Source organism: uncultured Marivirga sp. (assembly GCF_963974845.1).
GTDB classification, from domain to species: Bacteria; Bacteroidota; Bacteroidia; order Cytophagales; family Cyclobacteriaceae; genus Marivirga; species Marivirga harenae.
The window spans coordinates 61,005-87,461 of sequence record NZ_CAXBEQ010000009.1 but is presented as its reverse complement, the minus strand read 5'-3'; the positions used below and the strand labels follow the sequence as shown (position 1 = coordinate 87,461).

27 protein-coding genes are annotated in these 26,457 nt (G+C 35.4%); 8 read left to right on the top strand and 19 right to left on the bottom strand.

What is annotated here, in order from left to right; translation table 11 throughout:
* Positions 1 to 248 precede the first annotated feature (248 nt).
* The 8 genes from trpA to AAC601_RS17325 form a co-directional block, all read right to left on the bottom strand.
* Entirely contained in the window at positions 249 to 1,028 is a 780-nt protein-coding gene (gene trpA, locus AAC601_RS17360) for a tryptophan synthase subunit alpha (RefSeq protein WP_340153958.1), read from the bottom strand.
* A gap of 78 nt (positions 1,029 to 1,106) precedes the next feature.
* Positions 1,107 to 2,288, bottom strand: coding sequence for a tryptophan synthase subunit beta (gene trpB, locus AAC601_RS17355; protein ID WP_340153957.1), 1,182 nt, complete (start codon positions 2,286 to 2,288; stop codon positions 1,107 to 1,109).
* A gap of 12 nt (positions 2,289 to 2,300) precedes the next feature.
* Entirely contained in the window at positions 2,301 to 2,927 is a 627-nt protein-coding gene (locus tag AAC601_RS17350) for a phosphoribosylanthranilate isomerase (RefSeq protein ID WP_303270251.1), read from the bottom strand.
* Positions 2,928 to 2,962: 35 nt separating this feature from the next.
* A complete protein-coding gene (gene trpC, locus AAC601_RS17345) occupies positions 2,963 to 3,775 on the bottom strand; it encodes an indole-3-glycerol phosphate synthase TrpC (RefSeq protein WP_303270252.1) in 813 nt (270 codons plus the stop codon).
* 40 nt (positions 3,776 to 3,815) lie between these two features.
* Positions 3,816 to 4,805, bottom strand: coding sequence for an anthranilate phosphoribosyltransferase (trpD, locus tag AAC601_RS17340; protein WP_340153956.1), 990 nt, complete (start codon positions 4,803 to 4,805; stop codon positions 3,816 to 3,818).
* Between the two features lie 161 nt (positions 4,806 to 4,966).
* On the bottom strand, positions 4,967 to 5,536 hold the full coding sequence (locus AAC601_RS17335) for an aminodeoxychorismate/anthranilate synthase component II (RefSeq protein ID WP_340153955.1): 570 nt from the start codon (positions 5,534 to 5,536) through the stop codon (positions 4,967 to 4,969).
* Positions 5,537 to 5,545: 9 nt separating this feature from the next.
* Positions 5,546 to 6,955 (bottom strand): anthranilate synthase component I family protein, encoded by a 1,410-nt coding sequence (locus AAC601_RS17330; protein ID WP_340153954.1) that lies wholly within the window; start codon positions 6,953 to 6,955, stop codon positions 5,546 to 5,548.
* Positions 6,956 to 7,365: 410 nt separating this feature from the next.
* Positions 7,366 to 7,572 (bottom strand): 30S ribosomal protein THX, encoded by a 207-nt coding sequence (locus AAC601_RS17325; protein WP_303270256.1) that lies wholly within the window; start codon positions 7,570 to 7,572, stop codon positions 7,366 to 7,368.
* Positions 7,573 to 7,711: 139 nt separating this feature from the next.
* On the opposite strand from AAC601_RS17325, the gene AAC601_RS17320 reads away from it, so the two are divergent.
* The 8 genes from AAC601_RS17320 to AAC601_RS17285 all read left to right on the top strand — a co-directional run bounded on the left by AAC601_RS17320 (position 7,712) and on the right by AAC601_RS17285 (position 14,810).
* On the top strand, positions 7,712 to 8,686 hold the full coding sequence (locus AAC601_RS17320) for a calcium/sodium antiporter (protein WP_303270257.1): 975 nt from the start codon (positions 7,712 to 7,714) through the stop codon (positions 8,684 to 8,686).
* A gap of 109 nt (positions 8,687 to 8,795) precedes the next feature.
* Positions 8,796 to 9,497 carry a C39 family peptidase gene (locus AAC601_RS17315; RefSeq protein ID WP_340153953.1) on the top strand — a complete coding sequence of 234 codons (702 nt, stop codon included), beginning with the start codon at positions 8,796 to 8,798 and terminating at the stop codon, positions 9,495 to 9,497.
* Positions 9,494 to 10,957: a RimK family protein gene (locus AAC601_RS17310; RefSeq protein WP_340153952.1), complete on the top strand. Its 1,464-nt coding sequence runs from the start codon at positions 9,494 to 9,496 to the stop codon at positions 10,955 to 10,957. Before AAC601_RS17315 ends, AAC601_RS17310 begins: the two co-directional genes overlap by 4 nt.
* Before the next feature lie 7 nt (positions 10,958 to 10,964).
* Entirely contained in the window at positions 10,965 to 12,194 is a 1,230-nt protein-coding gene (locus AAC601_RS17305) for a glutamate-cysteine ligase family protein (RefSeq protein ID WP_340153951.1), read from the top strand.
* Positions 12,194 to 12,910 carry an N-formylglutamate amidohydrolase gene (locus AAC601_RS17300; protein WP_340153950.1) on the top strand — a complete coding sequence of 239 codons (717 nt, stop codon included), beginning with the start codon at positions 12,194 to 12,196 and terminating at the stop codon, positions 12,908 to 12,910. Before AAC601_RS17305 ends, AAC601_RS17300 begins: the two co-directional genes overlap by 1 nt.
* A 253-nt stretch (positions 12,911 to 13,163) precedes the next feature.
* A complete protein-coding gene (locus AAC601_RS17295; protein ID WP_340153949.1) occupies positions 13,164 to 14,054 on the top strand; it encodes an alpha/beta fold hydrolase in 891 nt (296 codons plus the stop codon).
* A gap of 167 nt (positions 14,055 to 14,221) precedes the next feature.
* Positions 14,222 to 14,491 (top strand): hypothetical protein, encoded by a 270-nt coding sequence (locus AAC601_RS17290; RefSeq protein WP_340153948.1) that lies wholly within the window; start codon positions 14,222 to 14,224, stop codon positions 14,489 to 14,491.
* 55 nt (positions 14,492 to 14,546) lie between these two features.
* On the top strand, positions 14,547 to 14,810 hold the full coding sequence (locus AAC601_RS17285) for a hypothetical protein (protein ID WP_340153947.1): 264 nt from the start codon (positions 14,547 to 14,549) through the stop codon (positions 14,808 to 14,810).
* 64 nt (positions 14,811 to 14,874) lie between these two features.
* Here the strand turns inward: AAC601_RS17285 and AAC601_RS17280 are convergent, their stop codons facing one another.
* The 11 genes from AAC601_RS17280 to AAC601_RS17230 all read right to left on the bottom strand — a co-directional run bounded on the left by AAC601_RS17280 (position 14,875) and on the right by AAC601_RS17230 (position 26,392).
* Positions 14,875 to 15,492: a hypothetical protein gene (locus tag AAC601_RS17280; protein ID WP_340153946.1), complete on the bottom strand. Its 618-nt coding sequence runs from the start codon at positions 15,490 to 15,492 to the stop codon at positions 14,875 to 14,877.
* A gap of 130 nt (positions 15,493 to 15,622) precedes the next feature.
* Positions 15,623 to 15,889 carry a hypothetical protein gene (locus tag AAC601_RS17275; RefSeq protein WP_303270266.1) on the bottom strand — a complete coding sequence of 89 codons (267 nt, stop codon included), beginning with the start codon at positions 15,887 to 15,889 and terminating at the stop codon, positions 15,623 to 15,625.
* Between the two features lie 370 nt (positions 15,890 to 16,259).
* Positions 16,260 to 17,411, bottom strand: a complete 1,152-nt coding sequence (locus AAC601_RS17270; RefSeq protein ID WP_340153945.1) for a DUF3179 domain-containing protein — start codon at positions 17,409 to 17,411, stop codon at positions 16,260 to 16,262.
* A gap of 370 nt (positions 17,412 to 17,781) precedes the next feature.
* Positions 17,782 to 18,090 carry a hypothetical protein gene (locus tag AAC601_RS17265; protein ID WP_303270268.1) on the bottom strand — a complete coding sequence of 103 codons (309 nt, stop codon included), beginning with the start codon at positions 18,088 to 18,090 and terminating at the stop codon, positions 17,782 to 17,784.
* Positions 18,091 to 18,762: 672 nt separating this feature from the next.
* A complete protein-coding gene (locus tag AAC601_RS17260; protein WP_340153944.1) occupies positions 18,763 to 19,803 on the bottom strand; it encodes a serine hydrolase domain-containing protein in 1,041 nt (346 codons plus the stop codon).
* 221 nt (positions 19,804 to 20,024) lie between these two features.
* Positions 20,025 to 20,447, bottom strand: coding sequence for a DUF3592 domain-containing protein (locus tag AAC601_RS17255; protein WP_340153943.1), 423 nt, complete (start codon positions 20,445 to 20,447; stop codon positions 20,025 to 20,027).
* A gap of 161 nt (positions 20,448 to 20,608) precedes the next feature.
* The gene (locus AAC601_RS17250; RefSeq protein WP_340153942.1) at positions 20,609 to 21,850 is read right to left on the bottom strand and encodes a RelA/SpoT domain-containing protein; all 1,242 of its coding nucleotides are present in this window, start codon (positions 21,848 to 21,850) and stop codon (positions 20,609 to 20,611) included.
* A gap of 80 nt (positions 21,851 to 21,930) precedes the next feature.
* The gene (locus tag AAC601_RS17245) at positions 21,931 to 22,269 is read right to left on the bottom strand and encodes a hypothetical protein (protein WP_340153941.1); all 339 of its coding nucleotides are present in this window, start codon (positions 22,267 to 22,269) and stop codon (positions 21,931 to 21,933) included.
* Positions 22,247 to 24,271, bottom strand: a complete 2,025-nt coding sequence (locus tag AAC601_RS17240) for a histidinol-phosphatase (RefSeq protein ID WP_340153940.1) — start codon at positions 24,269 to 24,271, stop codon at positions 22,247 to 22,249. Before AAC601_RS17240 ends, AAC601_RS17245 begins: the two co-directional genes overlap by 23 nt.
* Positions 24,272 to 24,523: 252 nt before the next feature.
* Positions 24,524 to 24,973, bottom strand: a complete 450-nt coding sequence (locus tag AAC601_RS17235) for a GNAT family N-acetyltransferase (RefSeq protein WP_340153939.1) — start codon at positions 24,971 to 24,973, stop codon at positions 24,524 to 24,526.
* 399 nt (positions 24,974 to 25,372) lie between these two features.
* Positions 25,373 to 26,392, bottom strand: a complete 1,020-nt coding sequence (locus tag AAC601_RS17230) for a hypothetical protein (RefSeq protein ID WP_340153938.1) — start codon at positions 26,390 to 26,392, stop codon at positions 25,373 to 25,375.
* Between the last annotated feature and the right edge of the window lie 65 nt (positions 26,393 to 26,457).

Below are 26,457 nucleotides of genomic sequence, written 5' to 3'. Positions count from 1 at the left end.
ATAAGCTATTCTTAACTAACACGATTCAGTTTCTCCTAGCTGAATTATTCTAAGCACTGAACACCCCTATAATCCCCTCTAGGGGATAGCCTCCCGGAATCCCTCTACTGGTAAATGATAAATTGCATCTCTATTTTCTCTCCAAGTACTTCAATTTTTTATGTCAGCATGACATGTTTTATCAAAATTGAAAGCAGTAAAAATCCGTGCGTCTCCCCCCTTAAGGGGGGGCGAGGGGGGTGTTGCAATCACCGTCTCTCTCTCATCTTAATAATGAAACTTTCAACACTAGCCTCCAAATCATTTTCATCCAAAGCCTTGATAAACGCACTGCCGATAATTCCTCCATCAGCATATTTATTTACCATACTTAAGGCTTTATTATCACTGATCCCAAAACCTACCATTCTTGGAGTTTTTAAATCCATTGCTTGAATTCGCGTCAAATAATCAAGTCTTTCCGGACTATCTCCCCAGCTGCCTCCTGTTGTACTGGAGCTGCTCACCATATAAATAAAGCCACCTTCTTGGGCATCTACTTCCCGTATTCTTTCTTCAGCAGTTTTTGGAGTAACCAAAAACACATTCTTTAAATTATACTTTTCAAATATAGGCTTAAACTGCAATTTGAATTCATGCATTGGCATATCGGGCAAAATCAAACCGTCCACTCCTACCTCAGCACACTTCTGGCAAAACTTTTCAGTGCCGAATTTCAATACATTATTACAATAGCCCATCAGGAAAACTGGTTTGTCTGTAATTTTACGCATTTCAGCCAATTGCTCGAAAAGTTTATTCAAATTCATCCCGTTTGACAAGGCTTTCATGCTGCTCTGCTGAATCACAGGTCCATCAGCCAAGGGATCTGAGTACGGCATTCCTATCTCGATAATATCCACATCGGCTTTATCCAAGGCTTTTAAAATAGTAGAGGTGTCTTCCAAATTTGGATATCCTGCCGTAAAATAAATCGTCAGCTTTTCTTTGTCTTTTTGCTGAAATATATGTTCAATTCTGTTTTTCATGTTTCAAGAACCTAGAGTCTAGAACCAAGAACCAAGACTATAATTCTCAATTCTCAATTATTAATTACTAATTAGTTTTCAGTAGTTTCCGAAATTAATGTAAGTCTGCAAGTCTTTATCACCGCGACCTGATAGATTAATCACCACAATATCATCTTTCTTAAATTCAAATTGATCTAAAGCTGCTAAAGCATGTGCAGTTTCCACCGCTGGAATTATTCCTTCCAATTTACTTAATTCTACTCCCGCATCCATGGCTTCCTTATCAGTTACATATTTAAAAATTCCTCTTTTGCTAGCATATAAATGAGCATGCAATGGCCCAATACCTGGGTAATCTAAACCTGCTGAAATAGAGTATGGTTCTGTTACTTGTCCATCTTCAGACTGCATCAATAAAGTTTTAAAACCATGCAAAACCCCTGAACTTCCTCTGGCAGTAGTCGCTGCAGTTTCTCCACTATCTAAACCATGTCCAGCAGCTTCAACGGCTACTAGTTTAACTTTTTCATTATTCAAGTAGTGATAAAATGCTCCAGCAGCATTGCTACCTCCACCTACGCAAGCTACTACGTAATCTGGTGCATGGGTTCCTTCTTGCTCTTGCAGTTGGGCCATCATTTCCTCACTAATAACAGACTGGAAACGAGTCACCATATCGGGAAAAGGATGAGGACCAACAACCGACCCTATAATGTAATGTGTATCATCAGGATTATTGATCCAGTATCGCATGGCTTCGTTAGTAGCATCTTTCAATGTTTTTGATCCTGAAGTAGCCGGAATCACCTCAGCACCTAATATTCTCATTCGCTCTACATTAGGCTTCTGTCTTACCATATCTTTTTCTCCCATAAAAACCTTGCATGGTAAATCCAATAAGGCGCAAGCTGTAGCGGTAGCCACTCCGTGCTGACCTGCGCCTGTTTCCGCAATAATCTTCTTTTTACCCAGCCTTTTGGCCAACAATGCCTGACCAATGGCATTATTGATCTTGTGTGCGCCTGTGTGGTTCAAATCTTCTCTTTTCAAATAGATCTTCGCTCCGTGCTTTTCTGAAAGTCTCTTTGCTAAATATAGTGGTGTTGGTCTTCCTACATAGTCTTTTAGCAAAGCCTTAAATTCTTCTTGAAATTCTGGATCAGCTGAAATTTTCAAGTAATTATTTTTTAATTCTTCGATATTCGGGTGTAGAAGCTCAGGAATATAAGCACCACCGAACTCTCCGTAATATCCGTTTTCATCTATTTTAATTTCCATAATCCTTAATTCCTAATTATTAATTACTAATTGAACTTTGTCCAAATCCTTTAATCCGGGTTCTAGCTCTAATTTACTGTTGAAATCCAATGCGTAGAGCTTTTTAGATTTAAAATCGTTAATCCTGTGCTTATCTTCTATCGCCAAGCCACCGCTTAGGAAAAAAGGCTTCTTTATCTTACTATTTTCTAATAGCTCCCAATTAAATTGAACTCCATTTCCACCTGGTAACTTTCCCTTAGTATCGAATAAGTAGTAGTCAGCATCAGAGTATTTATTTAAAACCTTAAAATCAAAATCATCATCAACTGAAAATACCTTGATAACCTCCAAGCCTTCCTCTTTCAATGCCTTTACAACTTTCGGTTCTTCATTTCCATGCAATTGCACAATGTCAAAAAAACCTTTATCTGCATAATCTAAAATCTTTTCAGCGCTTGCATTCACAAAAACACCTACCCTTTCCGTTTCGCCAAAGTTCAATTTGATAATTTCCTTCATTTCATTTTCCGAAACGTAGCGCGCAGATTTCTCATAAAAGATAAAACCTAAATAATCAGGTCCAAACTCTATAAGTTGCCGAATATTATTTAGATCCCGCATTCCGCAAATCTTTATTTTCAAGTCTTGTTCTTTCATATTTTTACAAAGGTTTTGATTTCAATTTGAGCTGTCTATTTACCAATTTTGTCTGCCATCATATTTTTCACTTGCTGAGAAAAACGCTGGCAAGCTTTACCCGGTTCACTACTTTTCATAAAAGAGGTACCTATCAAAAAGCCATCAAATCCGGCTTTTTTCATTTTCACCACATCTTCAGGAGTCTTTAATCCGCTTTCAGCTATTTTCGGAACATCACTAGCTAGTTGATTTACAAGTGCCTCAGCTATTGTCAAATCGGTATTGAAGCTTTTCAAATCACGACTATTTATTCCTACCAAATCAGCATAGTTTCCATAGTGTGAATCCAACTCTTCTTGATTGTGAACTTCTAATAGCACTTCCATTCCCAGCTCGTGAGCCAAAGAAGCTAGGTCCTGACATAGTGATTTATCAATCATGGAGGCAATAAGCAATATGGCATCTGCTCCATGCGCCTTTGCTTCATAGACTTGATAAGGGTCTAGCATGAAATCTTTGCGAAGAATAGGGCAATAATTGTACTTTCTAGCCACTTCCAAATCTTTTAAACTCCCGCCAAAGGAAGGTTCATCTGTTAGTACAGACAAAGCACTCGCTCCACTTTGCATATAGCCAATAGAAACCTCCTCCACTGATATGTGGGCATTGATTTTCCCTTCAGAAGGAGATTTTCTTTTAATCTCTGCAATGATTCCTGTTTTAGTTTCATCCATTACATAGGATTTAAGGCTTACAGGTTTCGATTTGTAATAGAGCTTTTGCTTCAAGAATTCCACAGGAAATAGTTTTTGCCGCTCTATTACTTCTGCCTTTTTATATTCTGCTATTTGTTGTAGTATATTCATTTTCGTTAGATTTTAGATTCTAGAGCCTAGAACCTAGATTTTATATATTAATCAATTTTTTAAATACTTCATTCGCTTTTCCTGATTCAATGGCATCTTTGGCTGCTTCGGTTGCTTCGATTAAAGTGCTATATTTTCCAGCTGCTTGGAGAGCTAAAGCACTATTAGCAAATACTACTGAATTTTGAGCTTTTGTTCCTTCACCTTTTAAAATATCAGTAAAAATCTTAGCGGCTTCTTCTATGGTTTCGCCCCCGTGAATTTCATTTGCATTTATTTTTTCCAAGCCGAAATCAGCGGGTTTCAAGATTTGCTCTCCACTGGAAGAAAACACCTTCGTTTCTCCTGTCAAGGAACATTCATCATAGCCTTCCAAGTCATAAACCACGATATATTGAGCATCTGATTCCTGAAATAAGTAAGAATAGATCCTTGCCAATTCATGACTAAAAACACCAGCCATTTGTTTTTTAGGTAAAGCAGGATTTACTAATGGCCCTAGCATATTGAAGAAAGTTTTTACTCCCAATTCTTTCCTAATTGGACCTACAAAGCGCATAGCAGGATGAAATTTTGGTGCATGCAAAAAGCAAATTCCACTTTCTTCTAATTGCCTTTCCAATCCATCTTGTTCATTTGTAAATTCATATCCAAAGTGCTCTAACAAATTAGAACTTCCACATTTGGAGGAAACTCCGTAATTACCATGCTTTACCACATTCTGACCACAAGCCGCAACTACAAAAGCAGACATGGTGCTGATATTAAAAGTGTTTTTACCATCACCTCCAGTTCCGCACAAATCCATTCCGTCATAAGCGGAAAGATCGATCGGAACCCGCAACTCCATAAGCCCATCACGGAAACCGCTCAGCTCCTCTACTGTTACTGGACGAATCATGAACAGCGTCATAAAGGCCGCTAGTTCCGAATTATTAAATTCACCTTGTCCAATTCGTAAGAAGATTGCCTTCGCCTCTTCTGTAGTCAAAGTATTGTATTGTGATAATCTATTAATAAGTTCTTTCATTAATTTTAAATTTTTAGATTCTAGAACCTAGATTCTAGACTTTTCTCTGATTCACTGATTGTCTGTATTTCTATTTGCTTCAACTGCATTGCTATTCTCCCATCATCCTTGGCCAAATATCTACCTTCTGAGTTCAATCTTACTACTCCTAACTCCCCACTTCAATCTCTGGCTATCCAATTTTTCAGAATTTTGCTACCCTCAGGTGTCATCACTGACTCAGGATGAAACTGCAACCCGCAAACATCATATTTTTTATGCTGCACTGCCATGATTTGACCATCTTCTGAACGAGCCACTACTTCTAAATCCGCGGGGAAATCTACTTCATTGATTGACCATGAATGATATCTTCCAATGCTGATTTCTTCGGTAATACCTGCAAAGAGGTAATGATTATCCAGTTTAGCTCGGCTTTGAATCCCGTGCATTACGGGTTGAATATTAAATAATTTCGCTCCAAAAGCCTGTCCAATGGCTTGATGCCCTAAACAGATTCCCAAAATCGGTTTTTCGGCTGCATATCTTTTGATCAAATCCAACATAATACCCGCATTTTCAGGTACACTCGGTCCTGGTGAAAGTAAAATCTTGTCATATTTTTCTACTTCCTCTAGCGTGATTTTATCATTTCTAATGACATCAATTTCAACATTAATGTTTTGTTGTCTGATTACCTCCACCAAATTGTAAGTAAAGGAGTCATAATTATCTAGTAATAGTATCTTCATGTCCTAAACTTATTTTTGATATTGGTCGAATAGATTTTCTGCTTTCTCCATCGCCTTTCTCAAGGCATATAATTTATTGTGGACTTCCTGCAATTCACTCTGAGGATGTGACAAAGCCACAATTCCTGCTCCAGCTCGATAATTCAATTTATTATCTTTACTTACAAAGGAGCGAATTACAATGGCATGATTTAAATTACCATTCAACCCAATTAAACCCACAGCACCACCATACAGTCCTCGACCTGTTGGCTCGTATTTATTGATCAGTTCTAATGCTTTATATTTTGGTGCCCCACTCAAAGTGCCTGCCGGAAATGTATCGGCCAGCAATTTCACAGCTGATTTCTCAGGAACATCTGCCGTTACTTTACTTACTAAATGAATCACATGAGAATAAAACTGGATTTCTTTATAGACATCCACTTTAACATTACTTCCATGCTTTGACAAATCATTTCTTCCTAAGTCTACCAGCATGGTGTGCTCGGCATTTTCTTTTTCATCATTCAACAGCTGTTCCGCTAATTTTGCATCTGCGGCATCATCTCCACTCCTTCTGTATGTTCCAGCTATTGGGTTCACATAAGCTTTGTTGCCTTTGACTCCAACTTGTGCTTCGGGTGATGACCCAAATAATTTATAATCTCCATAATCAAAATAGAACAAATAAGGAGATGGATTTAAAGATCGTAATGCTCGATAAACAGTAAACTCATCTCCTTTAAATTCTTGGGAAAAAGCACGGGAAAGCACCATTTGAAAAACATCCCCTAATTGAGCGTGAGCTATTCCTTTATTAATGATTTCCAGAAACTCCAGATCGCTCATATTGCTGCTTTCCTCACCTACTTTTTGGAATTTGAATTGCGGAACTGAACGATTTAAAATGACTTGGACCAAATCATCTTGTGTGAACTCATACTTAGTATTGATTTCATGTTCAAAAACATGAAGCTCATCTTTAAAATGATCAAAAACCAGTACAAATCGATAAAAGTGATAGCGAAGAAACGGGATATCCTCTTGTACTTTCTCAAAATTGATATCTTCGAAGTATTGAACACCATCGAAGCCAGTTGCACCAAAAAATCCACTTTCCTCAAACTCTTCTCCTTTCAAAATATCCTCAGCTTCAAATTGATTAATGAAATCTTGAAGTTTAGCTGGAAGCGATAGTTTATCTACCAATTCCTCAGTTCTTTCCACCCCCTCAATTTCAGTATAGAATGAATTATTCGTGGCTTTAACTTCTGCTATGGATTGCACTCCAATATATGAAAATCTATTCCTTCGCGTGTGATAATCAGAACTTTCCATCAAAAAAGTATGGGGGAATTGATCTCGCAGCCGAAGATATAATGCAACGGGGGTAAATGAGTCTGCCGGTAGTGTGATATGTGATTTCTTTACTTTCATTTATCTGTATTTAGGTCTTTAAAACCTGTCAGGTTTCAATTAGTTTATTGGTAAAATTCTTCAATTGTCTAGTTAATTTACCGATCCAAACCTGACAGGTTTAGTCAGATTTTAATAGACAAAAAAAAGGCTTACCGAATGTCCGGTAAGCCTTTTTTGTTTGCATTTTGAGCATGGCATATCCTTTCATCCAGTATTAGATGCTATTCCGTGCCACCACCATGCGTTATTCAATTTATTAATCATTTTCGAAAATATTAAGTCAAAAAAAAACCTCGCTAGACAGCGAGGTTTTAAATATTTTATATACCAGTGCTGTCTTCTAAAATTTAGAAGTCCACCACCAGTTGATATTTGTTTTTCTATTTTGCATTTGCACAAATGTAAACGCCAAATTCAAATTACCAAAGTTATTTTTCAGTTTTTTTCTTGGTAGTTGTTTTTTTAGCTGCAGTAGTCTTTTTGGATGTGCTGTCCTTTTTAGCTGTACTTGCTTTCTTTTCTTTTGACTCTGCCTTAGGAATCACAGCACTACTTGTAGTTTTCTTTGGTCTTCTTACTCCAAAAGAACCAGCAAAGATTTTGCCTTTTTTTGTTTTTTTATCTCCTTTTCCCATAGTTTTAAATTTATTAACTCTATTAATTATAGAATTCTAAAATAAGAATATTTACACTATTTTGACAATAATTTATAGTACTTGTTTCCCAATATAAATAGTTATGCTAAATTGGTGAGTAAAATTTTAACATTATAATTTGGAATTATTACTTGATACGGGATTAATTGTTTTAGGATTTATACTATTAATAAAGGGGGCTGATTTTATGGTCACGGGAGCCTCTTCCTTCGCTAAAAAATTTAATGTTTCTGAAATCGCTATAGGCCTAACCATTGTCGCCATGGGAACTTCAGCACCAGAACTCGTGGTCAACTTAGTTTCGGGCTCTCAAGGATTGGATGATGTTGTATTTGGAAATCTAATAGGTAGCAATATTTTCAATTTATTTTTCATATTGGGCATAGCAGGTGTTATAAGACCGCTTGTAGTTCAGTCTGAAACCGTTTGGAAAGAGATTCCATTTGGAATGGCTTTGGTAATTATCTTATTCATCCTAGTAAATGATGTTTTCTTTTTTGGCAGCGAAGAAAACAGCGCAGGCTTAATTGATGGATTTATACTTTTATTATTGTTCGTTGCATTTATTTACTACGTCTTTTATAATGTCAAAAACAATAGCGATGTAATTGAAACAAATGTCAAAGAAACACCTATTTACAATCATTGGGTAACACTATTAATGATTCTAGGTGGAATTACTGGTTTGGTAATAGGCGGGAAGCTAGTGGTTGACAATGCTGTGGAAATTGCGCGTAGTTTTGAATTAAGCGAAAAATTAATCGGCTTGACAATTTTGGCCGCAGGAACCTCCTTACCTGAATTAGCCACTAGTGCGGTGGCAGCATTTCGAAACAGAGCCGATATCGCCATAGGCAATGTCATAGGTTCTAACATTTTCAATTTAACCTTCATCTTAGGGATCAATTCGCTGGTGACACCCCTAAATTTCAACACTGAAATGAACTTTGACTTTTTTGTTCTAATCGGAGGTTCCATCATGCTTTTCATCTTCATGTTTACCTTAAAAAGTAAAAAGTTGGACCGCTGGGAAGCTGTTCTTTATTTGATTACGTTCATAGCTTATGTCTGCTATATTTTCATCAGAAAATAACCAACATTAACACCTGAAAATCAACGTCTTAAAAATTTATTGAAAATATTTTCTTTACAAGAAACTAATCGTAATTTCTGGCGTTATCGAATTACTTTTAAAAAATAAATTGAAAAATAACATACTCCGACTGGATATTTCCAGACAACCTACTGACAGCACTTGCGGTCCAACAAGTTTACATGCTGTTTATAATTATTTCAATGAAGATCTTAGCTTAGAGGAAGTCATCCAATCCATAGAATATTTGGCAAGTGGTGGAACATTAGCTGTTATGTTGGGTATAGATGCCTTGAAAAGGGGGTTTCAAGCTGAAATCATAACTTTTAATTTAAAAATATTTGATCCTAGTTGGTTTCAAAATGAAAATATTGATTTAGTAAATAAATTAAAAGAACAACTTAAACACAAAAAGACTCCGAAATTTAAACAAGCCTCTAAAGCATACATACAATTTCTGGAAAGCGGTGGGAAAATTTCATACAAGACTCTAAGTAAAGATTTAATACAATCATACTTGAGCAAAGAAATCCCTATTTTGACAGGTCTAAGTGCCACTTATCTGTATAATGAGAAAAGAGAGTTTGGTGAAGAACCTGTACTGTATGATGATATTAAGGGGCAACCATCAGGTCATTTTGTTGTTTTAAATGGATTGAATTATGAAAATGGAAGTGTAAAAGTAGCAGATCCACTTCATGCTAATCCGTTCGAAACTCAAAATTATTCTGTCGATATCGATCATCTAATTTGCGCTATTCTATTAGGTATTATTACCTATGATGCTAACTTATTAATTATTAATAAATGAAAATTATCATAACCGTTACGAACCTCAAAGATTGGGATTTTGATATTAAAGGCATTGAAGTAATTACAGGTAAACAGTACCTGACCAATCCTGTATATTCAAATATGAAAAATGCAAGAGTTTTCAACCTTTGCAGAGATTATAAATATCAAAACACCGGTTATTACGTATCTCTATTGGCAGCAGCAAGAAAGCACAAGGCCGTCCCAAGTATAAATACCATTCAGGAAATGAAAACACTTTCTGTTGTGAAAATTTTATCAACAGAATTAGATTCACTGATCCAGAAATCATTAAAGGACATAAAATCAGAAAAATTTACGCTAAGTATCTATTTCGGAAAAAACCTTTCTAAGAAGTATGATGCACTTAGCATGCAGTTATTTAACTTATTCCAATCTCCATTTATTAGAGCACATTTTGCTAATAGTAATGGCAAATGGTCAGTTCAGTCGATTTCTCCAATAGCTGCTGGCGATATTCCTGAAGATCATCAGCCATTTGTGGAAGATGCGACCATGAAATACTTCGAAGCTAAAAAGTTTACTGTTCCTGAACGAACGACTGCAGCTTATTCCATGGCTATCTTATGGGACCCTTTGGAAAAAACTGCTCCGAGTTCAGAAAAAACTTTACATAAATTCATTAAAGCGGCTAATCAAAAAGGGATTCAGGCCAATTTAATCACTAAAGATGATTACAGTACGCTTTCTTCCTACGATGCCTTATTCATCAGAGAAACCACTGCTGTCAATCATCATACTTTCCGTTTTGCGCAACGAGCCAAGGCTGAGGGTTTGGTGGTGGTCGATGATCCGGAAAGCATCATCAAATGTAGTAATAAGGTTTATTTGGCTGAACTTTTAAAAATGCACCAGATTGAAGCACCAGAAACTATGATTATCCATAAGGAAAACATCAATCTGGCACCTGATATATTGGGCTTCCCAATTATATTAAAACAACCTGATAGTGCTTTCAGCCAGGGGGTTAGCAAAGCCGAGAATATGGAAGAGTACAAAAAGAAGGTAACTGCACTGCTAGAAAAGTCTGATTTAATCATTGGCCAACAATTTCTGCAAACTGATTTCGATTGGAGAGTGGGTGTTTTCAACGGAGAAGCGATCTATGCTTGTAAATATTACATGAGCAAGGAACATTGGCAGATTGTTAACTGGAACAAAGGGGGTAAATATGGTAAGGTGGAAACTATGCCTGTGGAAATGGCACCCCCTGCACTGATAAAAACTGCAGAAAAATTGTCTAAACTCATCGGTGAAAGTCTTTATGGTGTTGATATCAAGCAGAAAGGAAATAAATTCTTTGTGATTGAAATCAATGACAATCCAAATATCGATACGGGAGTTGAAGATGCCGTTTTGAAAGATAAATTATACGGAAAAATGATGGATGTCTTCTTGAACCGCATCCAAAAGTCAAAACAAATTAGTAATCAATAAGATGGAAGTGACAAAAAAAACAAAGACCTACTCCTTATTTGAATGTATCGGCATAGAATTGGAATACATGATAGTAAACCGAAAAACTTTAATGCCCGCACCCATTTCTGATCAATTGATTATCAAGAAAATAGGTCAAATTACAGACGAATTGGAAAACGGAAATATTAGTTGGTCCAATGAACTAGTGCTACATGTTTTGGAATTAAAAACCACCAAGCCAATGCCCGGACTGGAAGGACTATCTGATGACTTTCATGAAAACATTAAAGAAATCAATGGGATTTTGGCTGAAATGGATTGTCAGTTGATGCCAACAGCCATGCACCCTTTAATGAATCCTTTGATGGACGTAAAGTTGTGGCCACATGATCGAAATGAAATATATAGTCGATACAATGAAATATTCAATTGTAAAGGACACGGTTGGGGAAATTTGCAAAGTATGCATATCAACTTTCCATTTGCCAATGATAAGGAGTTCTATTCGCTTCATGAGGCGATAAGACACATAATGCCGCTTATTCCTGCACTCACGGCCTCATCACCTATTTTTGAGGGGAACGGTTCAGATATTCTGGACAACCGATTAGCTTTCTACGAGAAAAATCAAAAGAAAATACCTTCCATCACTGGAAAGGTAATTCCTGAATCGGTAGCTAATAAATCGGAATACGAAGAAGTTATTTTCAAGAAAATCTTTCAGGATATTGCACCTTATGATAAAGACAAAAGCTTACAATATGAATGGTTAAATTCCAGAGGTGCAATTGCACGCTTTGATCGAAATGCTATTGAGATCAGAATCATTGATTTGCAAGAATGTCCGGCTGCAGATATTGCCATTGCTGAATTTATTGTTCAAGCGCTAAAATACATTATCCCTAAATTAGACGATTTCAATCCTATAGATGAATTTCAACTTTATGACATTTATAGATTAGCATTGGAGAAAGGTGCGAAAAGCAATGTTTCAAATCAAAATTACCTTCAACTCTTTGGTTTAGAAAATGAGTCTAGCATCAGTATAGAACAAATCTGGAGATCAATTTTGAAGCATGTATATCTTTCAGAAGACAAAAAGCAGATCATTGAATACATTTTGGATAATGGAAACTTATCTCAGCGGATTCTGTCCAACCTTAAAAAGGAGAATTGGTCCGAGAAAAATATAAAAAGCGAATATGAGTTATTAGTGAATTGTTTAAAGGAAAACAAGCTTTATGAGCTACGGTAATGACCAAATTTATATTCAGTTGTGAGCACGGGGGTTATGAAATTCCGGAAGAATTTCAATCGTACTTTAGAGGCAAGGAAAATGTTCTTTTAAGTCATAGAGGTTGGGACAGGGGAGCCTTGGAAATTGGCAAATACATTAGCAGAAGGGCGGACAGTAAACTTATTGCCAGTTCAATAAGCAGGCTATTAATTGAAAGCAATCGAACGCTTCAGCATGAAGATCTATTTTCAGAATTTTCAAAAATAATGCCCCAAGAAATTCAACAACAACTCATTGAAGAATATTACCTACCCTATAGGGCTAAATTGGAAAGAAAGATAGAACAACATCTGCAGCATAATCATAAAGTAATACATCTATCATTTCATAGTTTTACGCCTGTTTTAAATGGTGAAACTCGCAAAACGGAAATAGGTATTCTTTTTGATCCTGCTAATTTATTGGAACAAGAATTTGCCTTGGCCTGGAAGGAGAGTATCGAAGATAAAATTGACAGCTGGCGCATAAAATTCAATTATCCGTATAAAGGCACAGACGATGGCTTAACCACTTACTTCAGAGCAAAATATCCAAAAAATTACGCGGGCTTGGAGCTAGAAGTCAACACCAAATTAATGGACTGTTATCCTATGCATCAAATTAGCAATTGGGTCTTCCCCCCACTGTTTAATCGCAAAGGAGCAAACTTGGCTGACGGCAAGCAGGGACGATAAAATGATTTTAAAAGCGTAAGGCATAACTAACAGCAAAGACGCAAAGTCGCGAAGGAAATTGGAAAACCAAATGCTTTTGGGTTTACCACAAGATCTATGGGGTTTCACTAAAATCTCCCAAAGAGTATATTTAAAATTCTTATTTTTTTCTTTGCGAAAACTTGGCGTCTTTGCGGTTCAAACCAGCCTTTAGTTGTAAAAATTTCCTTCTCTTTATTATGCATGCCTACTACTTTTTGTCTATTTTTCGGAAATGCAATCAGAAAGTCTATTTATTGAAAAGGAAAAGTACAAGCTACACCTCAAGCGGTTTTATAAAAATGAAAATGCGCCCTCCGTATTATTAGTCCATGGAAGTATAGAAGACGGTAAAATCTTCTACTCCAAATCAGGTAAAGGTTTTGCTCCCTTTTTAGCTGAAAATGGCTTTGATGTTTTTGTGGCAGATTTAAGAGGCAGAGGAAAAAGCACTCCCCATCCAAGCCCTGACAATAATTTCGGTCATGCCTCTGCTTTCGAAGAAGACATTCCTGATTTCATTGAAAAAATAAGAACTACTACCGGAAAAGAGCCAGAGCATTGGGTTTCCCACAGCTGGGGAGGTGTACACTTAATGGCTTACCTGGCAAAAAATGAAGCCCCCTCGTTAAAATCTATGATATTTTTTGGCAGTAAGAGAGATATCAGGGTCTGGAATCTCAAAAAGTTCTTGATAGTAGATTTAATATGGTTTGGCTTTTGTACATTCCTTGCTAAAACAAAAGGCTATCTGCCTGCCAGAAGATATAAAATAGGCAGTGCTGATGAGGCAAAAGATTATTTCCTTGAAGTAAACAAATGGGTGCGTTCTCGAAACTGGAAAGACCTTAGAGACGGTTTTGATTATGCAAATGCCTTGCAAAATAAACAGCTACCGCCCATTCTTTCCATCACGGGCGCAAGTGATCGGCAAATCGGTCATCCTGTAGATTGCAGGAGATTACTAAAAGAAATAGGTGACCAAGATAATTTTAAATTTAAAGTTATTGGCAAAAAGCAGGGCTACAAACATGACTATGACCATATCAATTTACTGACACACAAAGATGCTAAAGATGATCATTTTCAGGAGGTTTTGGAGTGGTTGAAGGACAGTACTATATAAGCTTCCCGTTTAATAAAGACTAAACTAAAAACTGCACTGCATTTCATTAGGATTTGAGCTTTACCTAATTGAAAAAGTCTTCATGCTACTAAAAGCTTGGTTTAATTCTACTTACATTAAAACCAACATTTAACAATTCCGTTATCCTTTTCTAAATTATACCGATTGTGAGACATCTAATCTTTTTCTTGGCCTTCATTATGTTGATTCCTTTCGGATTTCATCAGCAGGAGGCTTTTGAAAAAAGTGAAACAGAAAGAATAGAGGAATTTAGTCACTCGCAAAGAATTCCCTCCAAAGAAGTTGTAAAGAGCGTTGCTAGGTCAATAAAAATATACTTGCCGCCCTCCGATTTTCACTATCATTATGATGAGTTCTTTCAATCATATAAATTAGTTCAAAAAATATATTTACTCCAAAGAAACCTACTGATTTGAGACTTTAAAATGACAACTATTTTTTTTCAAAAGTTTCATTTTAAAGTTTTTACCAATGAGTAGATTATTCCCTAAAATGGTGGATAAGCTGAACAGGATAGATCAGCTGATCCGTATGAAAGCAACCGGTCAACCACATGAGTTGGCAAGTAGATTAGAAATTTCACCAAGTACACTGTATGAATATATTGAAATTATGAGAAGTGTACTATTAGCCCCTATAAGATATTGTCATATCAAGAGATCTTATGTGTACGAAAAGGATGGAAAACTGCATATAGGTTTCAAAAATCAACAGCAAGTAAACAGGATCGGGTAATCACAAATGAGAGGGGCAAGTACTAATTGATCGGCACTTTCCCCTTCTTTTTAAACAAACTTCTCTATTTAAAAAGACCAATTTTTAAGCCGATGTAGCCGGTGAGACCAGATAGGTCGGACTGGTTGAAGTTACGATATGTCATATCTCCAATAATCCGATATCCTGCACCCAAATTGAAGCGAACATTTTTATGTAAATTCACTTCTAGAAGTGCTGAAGGTTCAACTTGAAAAAAATTCGCTTCCCCTAATCCGGCAGTTCCATTCTCATTATCCATTTGTACTTCTCCGTAGCCAAGGTAAACTGGTAGGCTTAAGTGAAATACCTTTTTAGAGAAAAGGGTATATTCTGCAAAACCGCCTACTGTCCAATAGTCCATATAAATATTGGGAACAGTCTCGCTTTCTGGATATATCTGATTTATTGAGGTGTTAAAATAGGCTCCAATTGATAGTTGATCCTTAAGGCTTATTCCACCTCTTAAGTTGAAAAATGAAGCAGTACTACCATCCATTTGGGTGAGACCAAAAGAAGGTGCAATAAAGAAGCCGAGATTCTCCGTATTAATTGAATTATTACTCCCTAGTAATGTATTTGCCTCTTCACTATCTTGTGCGAAAAGCTTGTTGTTCAGCATTAGGTATGCTGCTGCTAGAACCAGTAAATATGTGTTTTTCATTTTTTGTTTTTTTAGGTTAATAGATTTTTATTCAAGCGGATACACTGCAAATGCTCAATTTATATTTTACTAACTTCCTTCGATGACTTCCCTTAAAAATATATGCTCGATTTTCTTAAAATTAAACTTGCTAAATATTAGAATTTGATATGTTTCCATTATGAGTTTGAATTCCATTTTTGATAATGATACTTACACTATTTGGATAAAAAAGCCTAATCTGCTTTGCTTCGTATCTTACTTGAAGATATTTTGCCCTAGCCAAGGCCTCCCTAGCAGTGGAATACTCTGAAAATCCTAATCTACTTTTGTTATTCTTCGCAGCTATGCAAAAAATGGCAATATAATTATCAGGCTTTGGGTTCGATTCACCAACCAGCCAAACTTGATCATTCATAGTCATCTTTATAAATTATTTTTTATTTACAAAATCCACCTTTTAAAATTTTAAATGGCCATTGATTCATCATATCATCTCAAGCTTAGTAAAGATTAAGCAATGAATTACCTAGGAGAGTAAACCCCCGATTGTTGACTTTATGCTACAATAATATTAGCGGCTACTCTGATTTTATCGGAGTGGTGAAAAAAAAGTAATATTTTTTGTGAATAGTAGATTAGACAAAAGGAAATGTTTAAATAACTACAACTGAGTGATTAAGTATAGACCGTGGTACCCACCTCGTCTTCGTTTCTAACGAGGATGCCTACTCCAATCTGTCTCGTCCTGAAAGTGAGCTACAATAGGCTCTGTAGGGAATGTATTTCTACAATCTAATCAGTTTTGATTTATGGTGAAATTTAATCCACGAAAACCAGTATTCATCAGAAATGGCTATTGGTTTTAAATCACTTTTGATCTCGCCTGAAATATGTTTTCCTCTTATATTCCATCTTGTGTTGCTTTTGGCATCAAATAGTTCTCCCTCATCAATTTCAATATCTAACTTCTGAGCATTCCATGTATTTTTGAAAGCATTGACTGTTTTTCCAGCACCAATAAGAATAAAAGCATATTCTTCATTTTCTACTATCCGTTTTGCCAATACTTCCTTTTTTAAATACACCAATTGCTGATCAATGAGTCCGATCACATGCGTTCTTGCCGGAAAAGTTTTATCCCGATTCTTGGCCGAGAGCCCTGGAGTAGATTCAGAAGCCATTATTTTTTTCCAAATGCCCGGTATAGGCAATTCAAAATCTTTAAAATCCTTTTCAGACACTTTCACCACTGATGGGTCATCAATCACCTTTTTAACTTCAGCCCAGGAAAGAATTTGAAAAGGGATCATCGTTAATTCATATGGATGCAATTTGCCAATTAATGACTTGAAAGTAGCTTGCTGGAAGAATGTTTTGGTCCTTTTGTCTGCAACTATCATATTGGCATTCTTAAATGAACCTACAAACAAAGGCCCGATTTCGGTTACATCAAAAGGAATGATGCTTCTACACATGGCACAGTAAGTTAAGGCCACCGTCTTGTCTTTAAATTTATCATTTACGATATGATGGTGAATGACGTAGTCGAGCGGGTAGGATTTTGTAACTCCTTCGTATTCAATCACTGCCATTTCCATTTCATCATTTAAAGGCAATTTCTCTGGTTCATCGGATATTTCTGGGAAAAATACAGCTGGGAATGCCTTTTCCTGATGCATTTTGTAAGTTAAAATCAAGGCAAATCCAGAGATGATAAGTGCTACAATCGCCCAGCTAGGGAATTCATTAGTATCATAATAGATGTAGAAGGACCACCCTAGCAATACTATAAATATTGTCCAATTGACGGGTTTACGGATAAAATAATGGTAGTACAACCATTTTAAAGGGAAACCTTCTATCAAGGCCATGTAGATGGCCGCAGTTCCAATCAATAAGGCAGAAAAAGCCAAAATGTAAAAAACTACTATTTCCATAATCTAAATCCTTTAACTCGATCTGTTTGGAGACAGAAAGCTACTTGCTTAATCATCAATACTTGAAAATACAAATTTTTCGCTTAAGCAAGAAAGCAATCTGCTGGATTAGCTAGCTATTTTGAGCTGCTGTCGGCAAAATGGAAGAGAAGGGATGTCTTATTAAGCTACTCGTATGGCTATTTTGCTCAGAAAAAACCTGGACTGCACCATCTCAACTTCGTTACAAACGAGGACTTGCGGGGGGTTGGACACGAACACAGAAAAATTCATGAATCTTAGTACTTGAGCGTCTGTGTCATCATAAAATTGACATAACAAACCTCCATTTACCAATGGAGGTTTGTTACCCAATGAGTAATTGAAAATATTATCTTCTTTTACCTTTTGACGGCCTAATATCATTTACAGGGCCAAAATGCTTAAATTCCAGTACCTTTTTCCTTCCTTTTATTAGTTTAATTTCAGCTGGGGCTAGCTTTAGATCAGAGGTCTTAACAATAGCTTCGTCAAAAAAGGTTTTGGCCTGTTGGAATTCTCCCTTGTCAAAATCATGGCGCTCTTTGTTAGATTTCACAGGTACCCCAGGGATAACATGATATAAATCTACCTCCACGGCATATGTTGGCTTTAATGAAATAATAAAATCTTGCACACTCTTCTTAATACTTTTGATCATACACTTTATAATTTAAAAGCTTTGAAATAGCTTATAAAAATTGGCTTATGCAAGTTTGATAGCACTCGCTTTCATTAGGATTGACGTAATTTAAAAGGAGGGATTTTATAATAAATCACTCATTTTTGCTCAAAGACCATCATTCTAAAACAATGTTTGAATAGTTGCTATGTATGTTATACTAGAAAATTGCTGATTACATCATTCAGTCAATAGCATAATTCACGACCTTAAGAAAGTTAAACCCATCTCGTCCTCGTTTGTAAAGAGGATGCCTAATCCAAGCATTTTCAATGCTTAAAAGCTATAAATTAGATGTTTTGGAAAGACGATAATCCTGCAACTGAATTACCCAGCAAGATGATTGATGCGAGAGTTGATTATATTCATCAAAATCTTGTAGAAGCTTAATAGTAGATCATGCAGAAGAGTATGTGTATCGTTCAGCAAGAGATTACTCAGAAAGAAGTGGTTTGGTTTAGATTAGCATATTGAGTTAAAAACTCATGTTTTGTTAATCCTCGTTACAAAGGAGGACTAGCAGATTTCAAGTTTAGGGAAAAGTCTCTACTTTTTCACTTTGTAAATTAATGATTTTTAGAGAAGGCTCAGCGTAACTGTACGGGAAGCAAGAGTGATTAACCACCATTAAGAGCACAATAGGACTGAAGCTTAATTCTCATTACTCATTAAAACCTCAATTAATGGATATCGCAGTTCTACATATTGGTCGGTATTGGATAAGTAAATCACTACCAATTCTTTATTCACTCCTCTCATAAATTGTGATTTATAACCATTTGCTCCACCATTATGACCGGCAAAAATTAGCCTTTTGCCGTTAATCTCAGGGTCATTAATATGCCAAGCAAATCCATATCTTATTTCATCACTATAGGGTGTGAAGATTGTTTCTATTCCACTACTTGAAAGCAATTGTGTACTGCGCAATGCCCTGTCCCACTTAAATAAATCTCCAATTGTGGAATACATTCCAGCTGCCGAAAACGATTGTGACATATCCCAGTGGGGTGCATATAAAAAGCTCATTTCCTTTTGAATATAGCCTGTTGCTAAGTTTTGTATGACAGTATCTTTTGAATAATAGCCAGTATTTTGCATGTCCAAAGGACCGAGTATTTTGTCTTCTAACAATTTGGGAAAGTCCTGACCCGTCACTTTCTTCAATATTACACCCAGCAAATAATAACCTACGATATTGGAATATTCGAACTGTGTACCCGGCTGAAATTCAAAGTCTATTTCACAATATTCCCTAACAAATTCTTCTTTACTCATGGGTTTATACCTGCTTAGTAAGTCTGTATTGGGTATTCCATGAGTATGAGTAAGTAAATGTCTAATGGTAATTTTATCAGCAAGATCCTTTCTAAAATCAGGGAGATAAGTTGATATGGGTTCATCTAAATTCAATTGGTACGCCTCAACCAATTGCATGACTAAAACAGCCGTAAACTGCTTTGTGAGCGACCCCACTAAAAACTTTGTATCAAGAGTATTGGACACGCTAAAAGATTGATTAGCTTTTCCATAAGCCTTTTGAAAGATAATTTCTTCTCCTTGACCTACTAATACCACTCCGCTTAAATGCTCTTTGGAATTGATTTCCTCCAATATTGCGGATATCTTTTCGACTTGACCGTATGAGGAGACAGTAGTAAGGAATAAAAAAGTAATAAATAAAAATCTCATCTTTTAAAATTTAGTTTGCTTCGCACTATAGAGTTTTTAAAGGTAATAAAAAGCAAGCACAGTTTTCCTTCACTATTAATATCTCCAAACCGTCAATCCAAAAAAGAGCCATTAGAAGAATTTAAGTTTTGTAGTTCTATAATATCTAAGAATGCGAACGCTTACAATAGATTCAGCTTTAGCAAGCAGAATATGGTGGGAACTGTGAGTATTATTGATTTCTATTTATTCTCGAAGTTTAATTCTATAACATCCAAATAGCCTAACAAACCTAGAATCAACATTAAAACACCAATTGCCACGAAAATACGAGGCAAAATCTCCAATCTAAATGTTGAATTGATTTCCACTTCTTCAGGATTTTCTTGATTGTAGATCAATCGAAGTTTTTTACCCTCCTCAAGGGCTGGATATTGTCCGATATCGAGTTCTTTGGTAATCCATTCTTGCTTTTCGGTTAAAAACCGCACCACAGGAAAATACAAACCCGTTTTATTGTTAATACTCCCTTTAAAATTATTTTTGAATACAATCCCTTCTGCTTTTATTCCATTTCTTATCAAACTAATTCCCTTTTGCCATAGATGAGCTCCAACAATTAAAGGGATAATGGAAAAGATAGCGACCAAAAGATTGTTGTCCATTTGAAATCATTATGAGTTACGGAAAAGGCTCAACTTATTTACTGTTCAATTTAATGATTTTTAGGGAAGGTTTATTGGAGGGGAGGTAGTATTAATTGACCACCGTGCAGAGCATGGCGGGACCGGGGGACACATAGGATATGTTGCCTATTAGCAAAACCTTATTTGAAAATCCTTTTGAAAAAAGACGGCTCTTTAGGAGGTTTTAATTGTTTTAGTTCATTTATAAATTTTTCAATATTCCTATCTCTTTCAGTTAATTCATTTATCCAATCTTGGATTGCTAAACCATTATTATCTCCATTTTCACCAACATGATTATTTATCTCGTCAAGTTCAGAATTAATTAGTTTTTGTTGGTCATGAAGATTTCTATCGATAAAGTCCTTAAACGTATTATATGATTTAATACCGCCAAGTTTTGATTCAGTTCTTAAGATTTTCTTTGCAAAGAAATTCCAATCATCTAAATAGTCGTGTTTTATCATCATGTAGCTTGCATATGCAATACATATTTCTTTAAACTTTGGCTTTTCAATAAATATTAAAACAAAATTTGATGTTTGATTACCCAAGAACATTTGAAAGTATTTCAATTCAGCAGTTTGATAATTTTCTAGAGCTTTAATATTTGATTTTTTGTCTTTATCAACTTCTATTATAAAATGACTATAAGACTTAATATTGCTTATACTTAACCAAGACCTTCTTATTGGTATATGGTTTTGAATGAATACTTGATTTAACTTTTTGTAAATCTCATATTTTGAATCTATTTCCAAGATTCTTGCAATTTGAGATATATTAAGATTATGTTTTTCTAATGATAATAAATATAGGAAATCTTGTAACTCTGGGTGTTTCTCTCCTTCTTTCAATTTGAGATCATATATAATATCTATGATCTCAACTAAGGAAGCCCATTTATGTGTTCTAACATGTCTAAGCTGAATTTCCACCTGTTTATTTTTATTGACAGGACTCTGAATATAAATATGATATCCTTTGTAACCATCAGGTTTAGGCTCGGAAACATAGTCTTTAACTTTAGTTACGGTATACAATTTCGAAATTTCGTTGCGGATTAAGGAAAGGGCGGATTTTGAATGACAAATTACTCTGCATCCTGCAATATCCCCCATATTTCCTAATGCCATTGTGGGCTCTCTCCTGATTTTGGAAAGAATTGATTCAATCCGCTTAATTCGTAAAGATATTAAACTGTCTCCCCTAACTTTTTTAGCAACAGCTGCAACATTTTCGAATACTGGAGAAATATCCTCTCTAAAAGAAGTTCGGTATTCTTGCAATTTCTCTAATTCGACTGAACCTACGGTATCACCTTCTAGTATAATTGTTCGAAGCTGTTTTCCTAACTTATTTATTTGAGATTTAGATATCATCTATTTTTCCTAACATGTAAATACAAATATTATTATTGCTACAAAGATTATAAAAAAACATTGCATGGTGGTAAAGCTATTTAGTCACTGGCATTTTGTTCTTTATTTTCTTCTTGGCTTAACTCAAAAGTATACTTATCAATTGCAGACTTATACATAGAATTAACACTATCTTGAAATCTAGTTCTGTTACTTAAAAGCTCTGAAAATTTACTGTAAATATTTCTATAAATGATATTATGTGCTGGGTTCATCAGAAGCTCATCTTTGTATTCATCCATAGAAAAATCTTGGGTCGTTGCAATATTCAACAACTTTAATAAGTCGTCTTTTCCAATTTGATCAATTTCATACCAGTCATCTTTGGACGAGTCAACTCGAAAAAATCCTTTGTTATTATTTATTTTTAAGTATGTCATAAGTCTTTTCTTTTCTTTCGGTGTATGCTTCCAGCCCCGCCTCTAAACAACCCAGTAGAGTTTCATAGTTTTCTATTTTTTTCCCATCAGAAGCAGTTAGTTCTATATCAGACGGATACCCTGTATAAATGCGATAAACGAAATGATTATCTTCAATAGCTTTCTGTGTTATTGCCAAATAATTGGGTTTAATTGAAGCACCCACTGTGCTATTGTGTGTCACTACGACAACAGGCATCAGAGTAGAAATATGTTTAATCATTGAATTAATCTCACTATTCAGAAAGTTATTGTCAAATGATGATTCAGGTTCATCTATTAAGAGCAAATCATATTTTGTTGCATCTTGAATTTCGTGAATAAGATTGAATTCAGATCGTTCACCGCCTGAAACGACAAATCCATCTTGGTTTAGAGTACTTGATTCAATTTTTATAAAGAACTTATAAAGACTTGCATCTTCAACATCAAGCTCGCGTAATTTAAGTAAATATTCATATGAAGAAGAGTTGTAATACTTGAAAGCATTACTATATGGTTTTTTATCTCTTCCAATCTTCCCTAAATCAGAAGCTCCCTCAATCCTTGATGTTGACGTTATGACTGAGAACTTACCAAGATCTTCTTTGTGAATCTGTCGATCAACCTTTAACATATCTGCAACGTGATTAAATCGATCTACTTTAACCTCATCCAAAGCGATCTGATAAAAATCTATGTCTTCGATTACAACACCAGTCGTTTTAATTTTTAATTCTCTCGTGATATCTTTCATCAAAGAGTTAAGCCAAACTTTTTCACTATTCTCAATTTTTGAGTTTAATGCTTTCTGATATAATTCAATTGCAAGAGTTTTTAGACTGTCAATTGACACATGTTTTTGGATAATATCTTGATATTCATTATTCTTAATGAGAGTTTCAACAGACTTAATAACCTTTTCAAGATTAGTAAGGTCATTTATAATGAATGTGTCTTCGCTAAATATCTTGCATTTTGAATACAAATCCTGCTTTTCGTTTTCACTGGCAAATTCCTTGAGAGATTCTAAATAGTTTCCAAGATTTATATGATTTTGTTTTTGATCAACGTGAACCACTTTTTCAACAACTTTTATAAACTCATCAAGGTAATTATTATTAATAAGACTCAGCCTTGTTTTATTTGTTTCATTAAAACGTTCTTCGTCTCCACCTAACAGGGAAAACTGTTTAATATACTTAGCATTTCCTGATGCAGAAGCAATCTTATCAAGGGTAACAGACTTTCCAGATGATCTTTGACCAAGAACAATATTCAAACCAGTAGAAAGTAAAAGTCCATCCGCTGTTGCTTGAAAAAAATCATTTCCACTTTCCTTAGTTAGAGAGATTTTACTTCGATCAAACAAACATGATTTAATACCGCTTAGTGAAATTTCATTAAGGTCGATATATGTCTGACGAGAAGGGAAGTTATTTAAGTCATCTTTAAATCTAACATCACTGAACAAAACTGGAACTAGTTTTCCAGTATCTTTATAAGCTCTTTTAAATTTTGAAACGCTGGCAACTTCACCTGCGGTTATATGGGGTTGCAAAGAATCAATTATTTCCTTTTTTATATTAGGTCCTTTATCGATGTGAGGTATCAATAGATATTTTGATAAGTCAGGAAAGATTTCAGAAAATTGTTTTAATGTGATGTCATCTTTACTAGTATTTATTAGTCTAGAAACCCTTTTACACCGTTCTTCAAAATCGGAAATTTCAAATTCATCGACATCAGTGATTAATAGAATATGTCCACCTTCTAAATCAATCTCTATACCTGGAAAAACTGTTATTGTTAGGTAGTTCTTTATGTCGAAATATTGTTTCGAGTCAAAAACATTATGATTCGTTATTGCCAGTGCATCAATTTCCAAATGTTCTACGTAATCTTTTACTTTATCAAGATTAAAATCAAATGCACTATCACTCACCGTTGCAATAGTATGAGTATGTAAGTCAATTTTTTTCATTGAGATAATTGCTTGTTGTTAAGAATCGATAAAACAATTCACGTTTTTAGCACACTTAGTACCTGCGTATAAAACAACAAAGGTTACTTTATCCGCAATACACCTTCAACCTAAACCCAGAAAACAATTTGAAATTCGACTTTAAGGTTTTGGTTATTGATGTACCGTAAATGTATAGGATTTAATTTTAAATACATCTTAAGAATCTAGGAGTTAGTCGAAAATATAATAATGCCCTGAAAAAATATAAGATTAGAGACTAATATTGGCTTGCTCCATCTCATACAAATCAAAACCCTTCGCCCAATAGTCTTTTTCTACTTTTAATAGTTTAAAGCCCATCTTTTCGTAGAATTTATCAGTATGTTGGGAGGTTCTTACTATAATCTTTTCAATATCAGCTTTTGTATTGATATGCTGAATTCTATGTTGGGTTAGTTTTCTCCCTATTCCTTTTCCGTGTTCAGTGGGTTTGATTATATCCCATGAAATGACAGCGGCTTTAGATTGCGGTTCGTAATTTATACCGCCCGCTCCTACTATCTGGCCTTCTCCCTCCACTACAAAGTAATCTTCGGTTTCATTCTCAAGGTAATGGACTAATCCTGCTCTTTCCGTTTCATCAAAGTATTGCGGTGTGTTCCCATCAAACAGTTGAAGAACGGCTGCTTGGTCTGAAGGTATGTAGGGTCTTATTTTCAATTATAATCATATGTTTAGGCATGCTAAATTTAAAATTTTCTCTCTCGAGAATCGATTTAATGTCCAGTTTTTTAATAAATATGGACATAAAACAAAACCCTGTCCAAAAACTGGACAGAATTCGGCACTATGTCCAGTTTTTGGTCAATATTGGACAAAGAAAACCTGTAGAACAGAGCATACATTGGAATTTATATCTCTCTACTTACGAGCAATCGCTTCTATTTAAATCGCAGATTAATTACTAGTACAAAGCACCTAGATAGCACGAAAAAAGAATCTTAGTTAAATAAGTCATATGAGTGATAAAAACACCATAATTTGGGCACTAAGTATATGTATTTCTATAGCTGAGCAAAAAAGAAACCCTGGTCGCATTAAAATTCTATTGCAAATATTTCAAAAAACAGTCACGACCTCCACAGAACGATCATTAAAATCAAATTCTTGAGCTAAACTGCCATCAGTATTGAAAACTTGAACCTCTGTTCGGCCAGCTAAGACAATTTGATTCATCTGCTTATCAAAAATTAACGATCCTAAGCCATCCGCATAGACCTCTAACTCTTCGGAAAAAGTTGATTCAACTAATGCTGTGCTTTCTTGCGTGCTGATATCAAATTGCGACAGATAGTAAGAATAGGGTGAGGGTTGCGGAACACTAATTGCATGATATACGGTAGCATTTCTTTTATCAAAAGCTACAGATGAGTTTTGAGGATCGGAAATAACAAAGCCGTTACTAAAAGTACCGATTTCTGTGATATTGTCGTTTGCTGCAGAAAGCTCGTATAGCTTATCAGAAGTTAGCATCAACAAATTATCATTATCTAGAACCTTGAAATCAGCAAAACCAAAGAAGTCATCTGATACCTGAGTGGCCGAAGTTTCCTCCCTAACATCAATAGAATATAGGCCAGATGGTGAAGAAAAAAACACTCTATTGTCAATAGAAGCCATGCTGTAGAACTCTGTTTCCAGATCAAGATTTACTATTTGGATTTGTTCAAGCGAATTGATATCAAGAACCAGTAAAGAAATAACAGCAGTAGAAAAATTTTGAAAAGCTACAATCAGGTGATCGCGTGTGGCTACAATTTGCTGAAGCTGGTCAACACTATCAGGAATTGAGGTATACTCTTTAAAGTCTATAGATTCCATTTGATTCAAATCAATGACCTCAAGATTCCAATAATCAAATACATATAGTAGATCTCCAACACGAGTAGTGGTACCCTCAAAATTAGACCTTAAAGTAACTGATTTCTCCTCTTCGTCTAAACAAACCACTTCTTGGGTTGTACCTGTTGTAGAACGCAATAGCGCATAAGAATTTAGCTCCTTGGGCTTGACCTCTTTGTCTGTGCAACTTGCAGTTACGAACAATAGAAGGAAAATAATAGATACAAAGTTTTTCATGACCGCACTTGAAATTGTAAGCTGCAAGTTATTTTAGTGCAGCGAAGAGCAAAGGTACTTACTCC

Coding starts and splice junctions, on each gene's coding strand:
- AAC601_RS17245 (WP_340153941.1), bottom strand. CDS start 22,269: ATGACATACTTAAAAATAAATAATAACAAAGGATTTTTTCGAGTTGAC.
- AAC601_RS17300 (WP_340153950.1), top strand. CDS start 12,194: ATGACCAAATTTATATTCAGTTGTGAGCACGGGGGTTATGAAATTCCG.
- AAC601_RS17275 (WP_303270266.1), bottom strand. CDS start 15,889: ATGAATGATCAAGTTTGGCTGGTTGGTGAATCGAACCCAAAGCCTGAT.
- AAC601_RS17280 (WP_340153946.1), bottom strand. CDS start 15,492: ATGAAAAACACATATTTACTGGTTCTAGCAGCAGCATACCTAATGCTG.
- AAC601_RS17270 (WP_340153945.1), bottom strand. CDS start 17,411: ATGGAAATAGTAGTTTTTTACATTTTGGCTTTTTCTGCCTTATTGATT.
- AAC601_RS17265 (WP_303270268.1), bottom strand. CDS start 18,090: ATGATCAAAAGTATTAAGAAGAGTGTGCAAGATTTTATTATTTCATTA.
- trpC (WP_303270252.1), bottom strand. CDS start 3,775: ATGAATATACTACAACAAATAGCAGAATATAAAAAGGCAGAAGTAATA.
- trpA (WP_340153958.1), bottom strand. CDS start 1,028: ATGAAAAACAGAATTGAACATATATTTCAGCAAAAAGACAAAGAAAAG.
- AAC601_RS17335 (WP_340153955.1), bottom strand. CDS start 5,536: ATGAAGATACTATTACTAGATAATTATGACTCCTTTACTTACAATTTG.
- AAC601_RS17350 (WP_303270251.1), bottom strand. CDS start 2,927: ATGAAAGAACAAGACTTGAAAATAAAGATTTGCGGAATGCGGGATCTA.
- AAC601_RS17330 (WP_340153954.1), bottom strand. CDS start 6,955: ATGAAAGTAAAGAAATCACATATCACACTACCGGCAGACTCATTTACC.
- AAC601_RS17255 (WP_340153943.1), bottom strand. CDS start 20,447: ATGGACAACAATCTTTTGGTCGCTATCTTTTCCATTATCCCTTTAATT.
- AAC601_RS17240 (WP_340153940.1), bottom strand. CDS start 24,271: ATGAAAAAAATTGACTTACATACTCATACTATTGCAACGGTGAGTGAT.
- AAC601_RS17295 (WP_340153949.1), top strand. CDS start 13,164: ATGCAATCAGAAAGTCTATTTATTGAAAAGGAAAAGTACAAGCTACAC.
- AAC601_RS17260 (WP_340153944.1), bottom strand. CDS start 19,803: ATGAGATTTTTATTTATTACTTTTTTATTCCTTACTACTGTCTCCTCA.
- trpD (WP_340153956.1), bottom strand. CDS start 4,805: ATGAAAGAACTTATTAATAGATTATCACAATACAATACTTTGACTACA.
- AAC601_RS17250 (WP_340153942.1), bottom strand. CDS start 21,850: ATGATATCTAAATCTCAAATAAATAAGTTAGGAAAACAGCTTCGAACA.
- AAC601_RS17230 (WP_340153938.1), bottom strand. CDS start 26,392: ATGAAAAACTTTGTATCTATTATTTTCCTTCTATTGTTCGTAACTGCA.
- AAC601_RS17285 (WP_340153947.1), top strand. CDS start 14,547: ATGAGTAGATTATTCCCTAAAATGGTGGATAAGCTGAACAGGATAGAT.
- AAC601_RS17325 (WP_303270256.1), bottom strand. CDS start 7,572: ATGGGAAAAGGAGATAAAAAAACAAAAAAAGGCAAAATCTTTGCTGGT.
- trpB (WP_340153957.1), bottom strand. CDS start 2,288: ATGGAAATTAAAATAGATGAAAACGGATATTACGGAGAGTTCGGTGGT.
- AAC601_RS17310 (WP_340153952.1), top strand. CDS start 9,494: ATGAAAATTATCATAACCGTTACGAACCTCAAAGATTGGGATTTTGAT.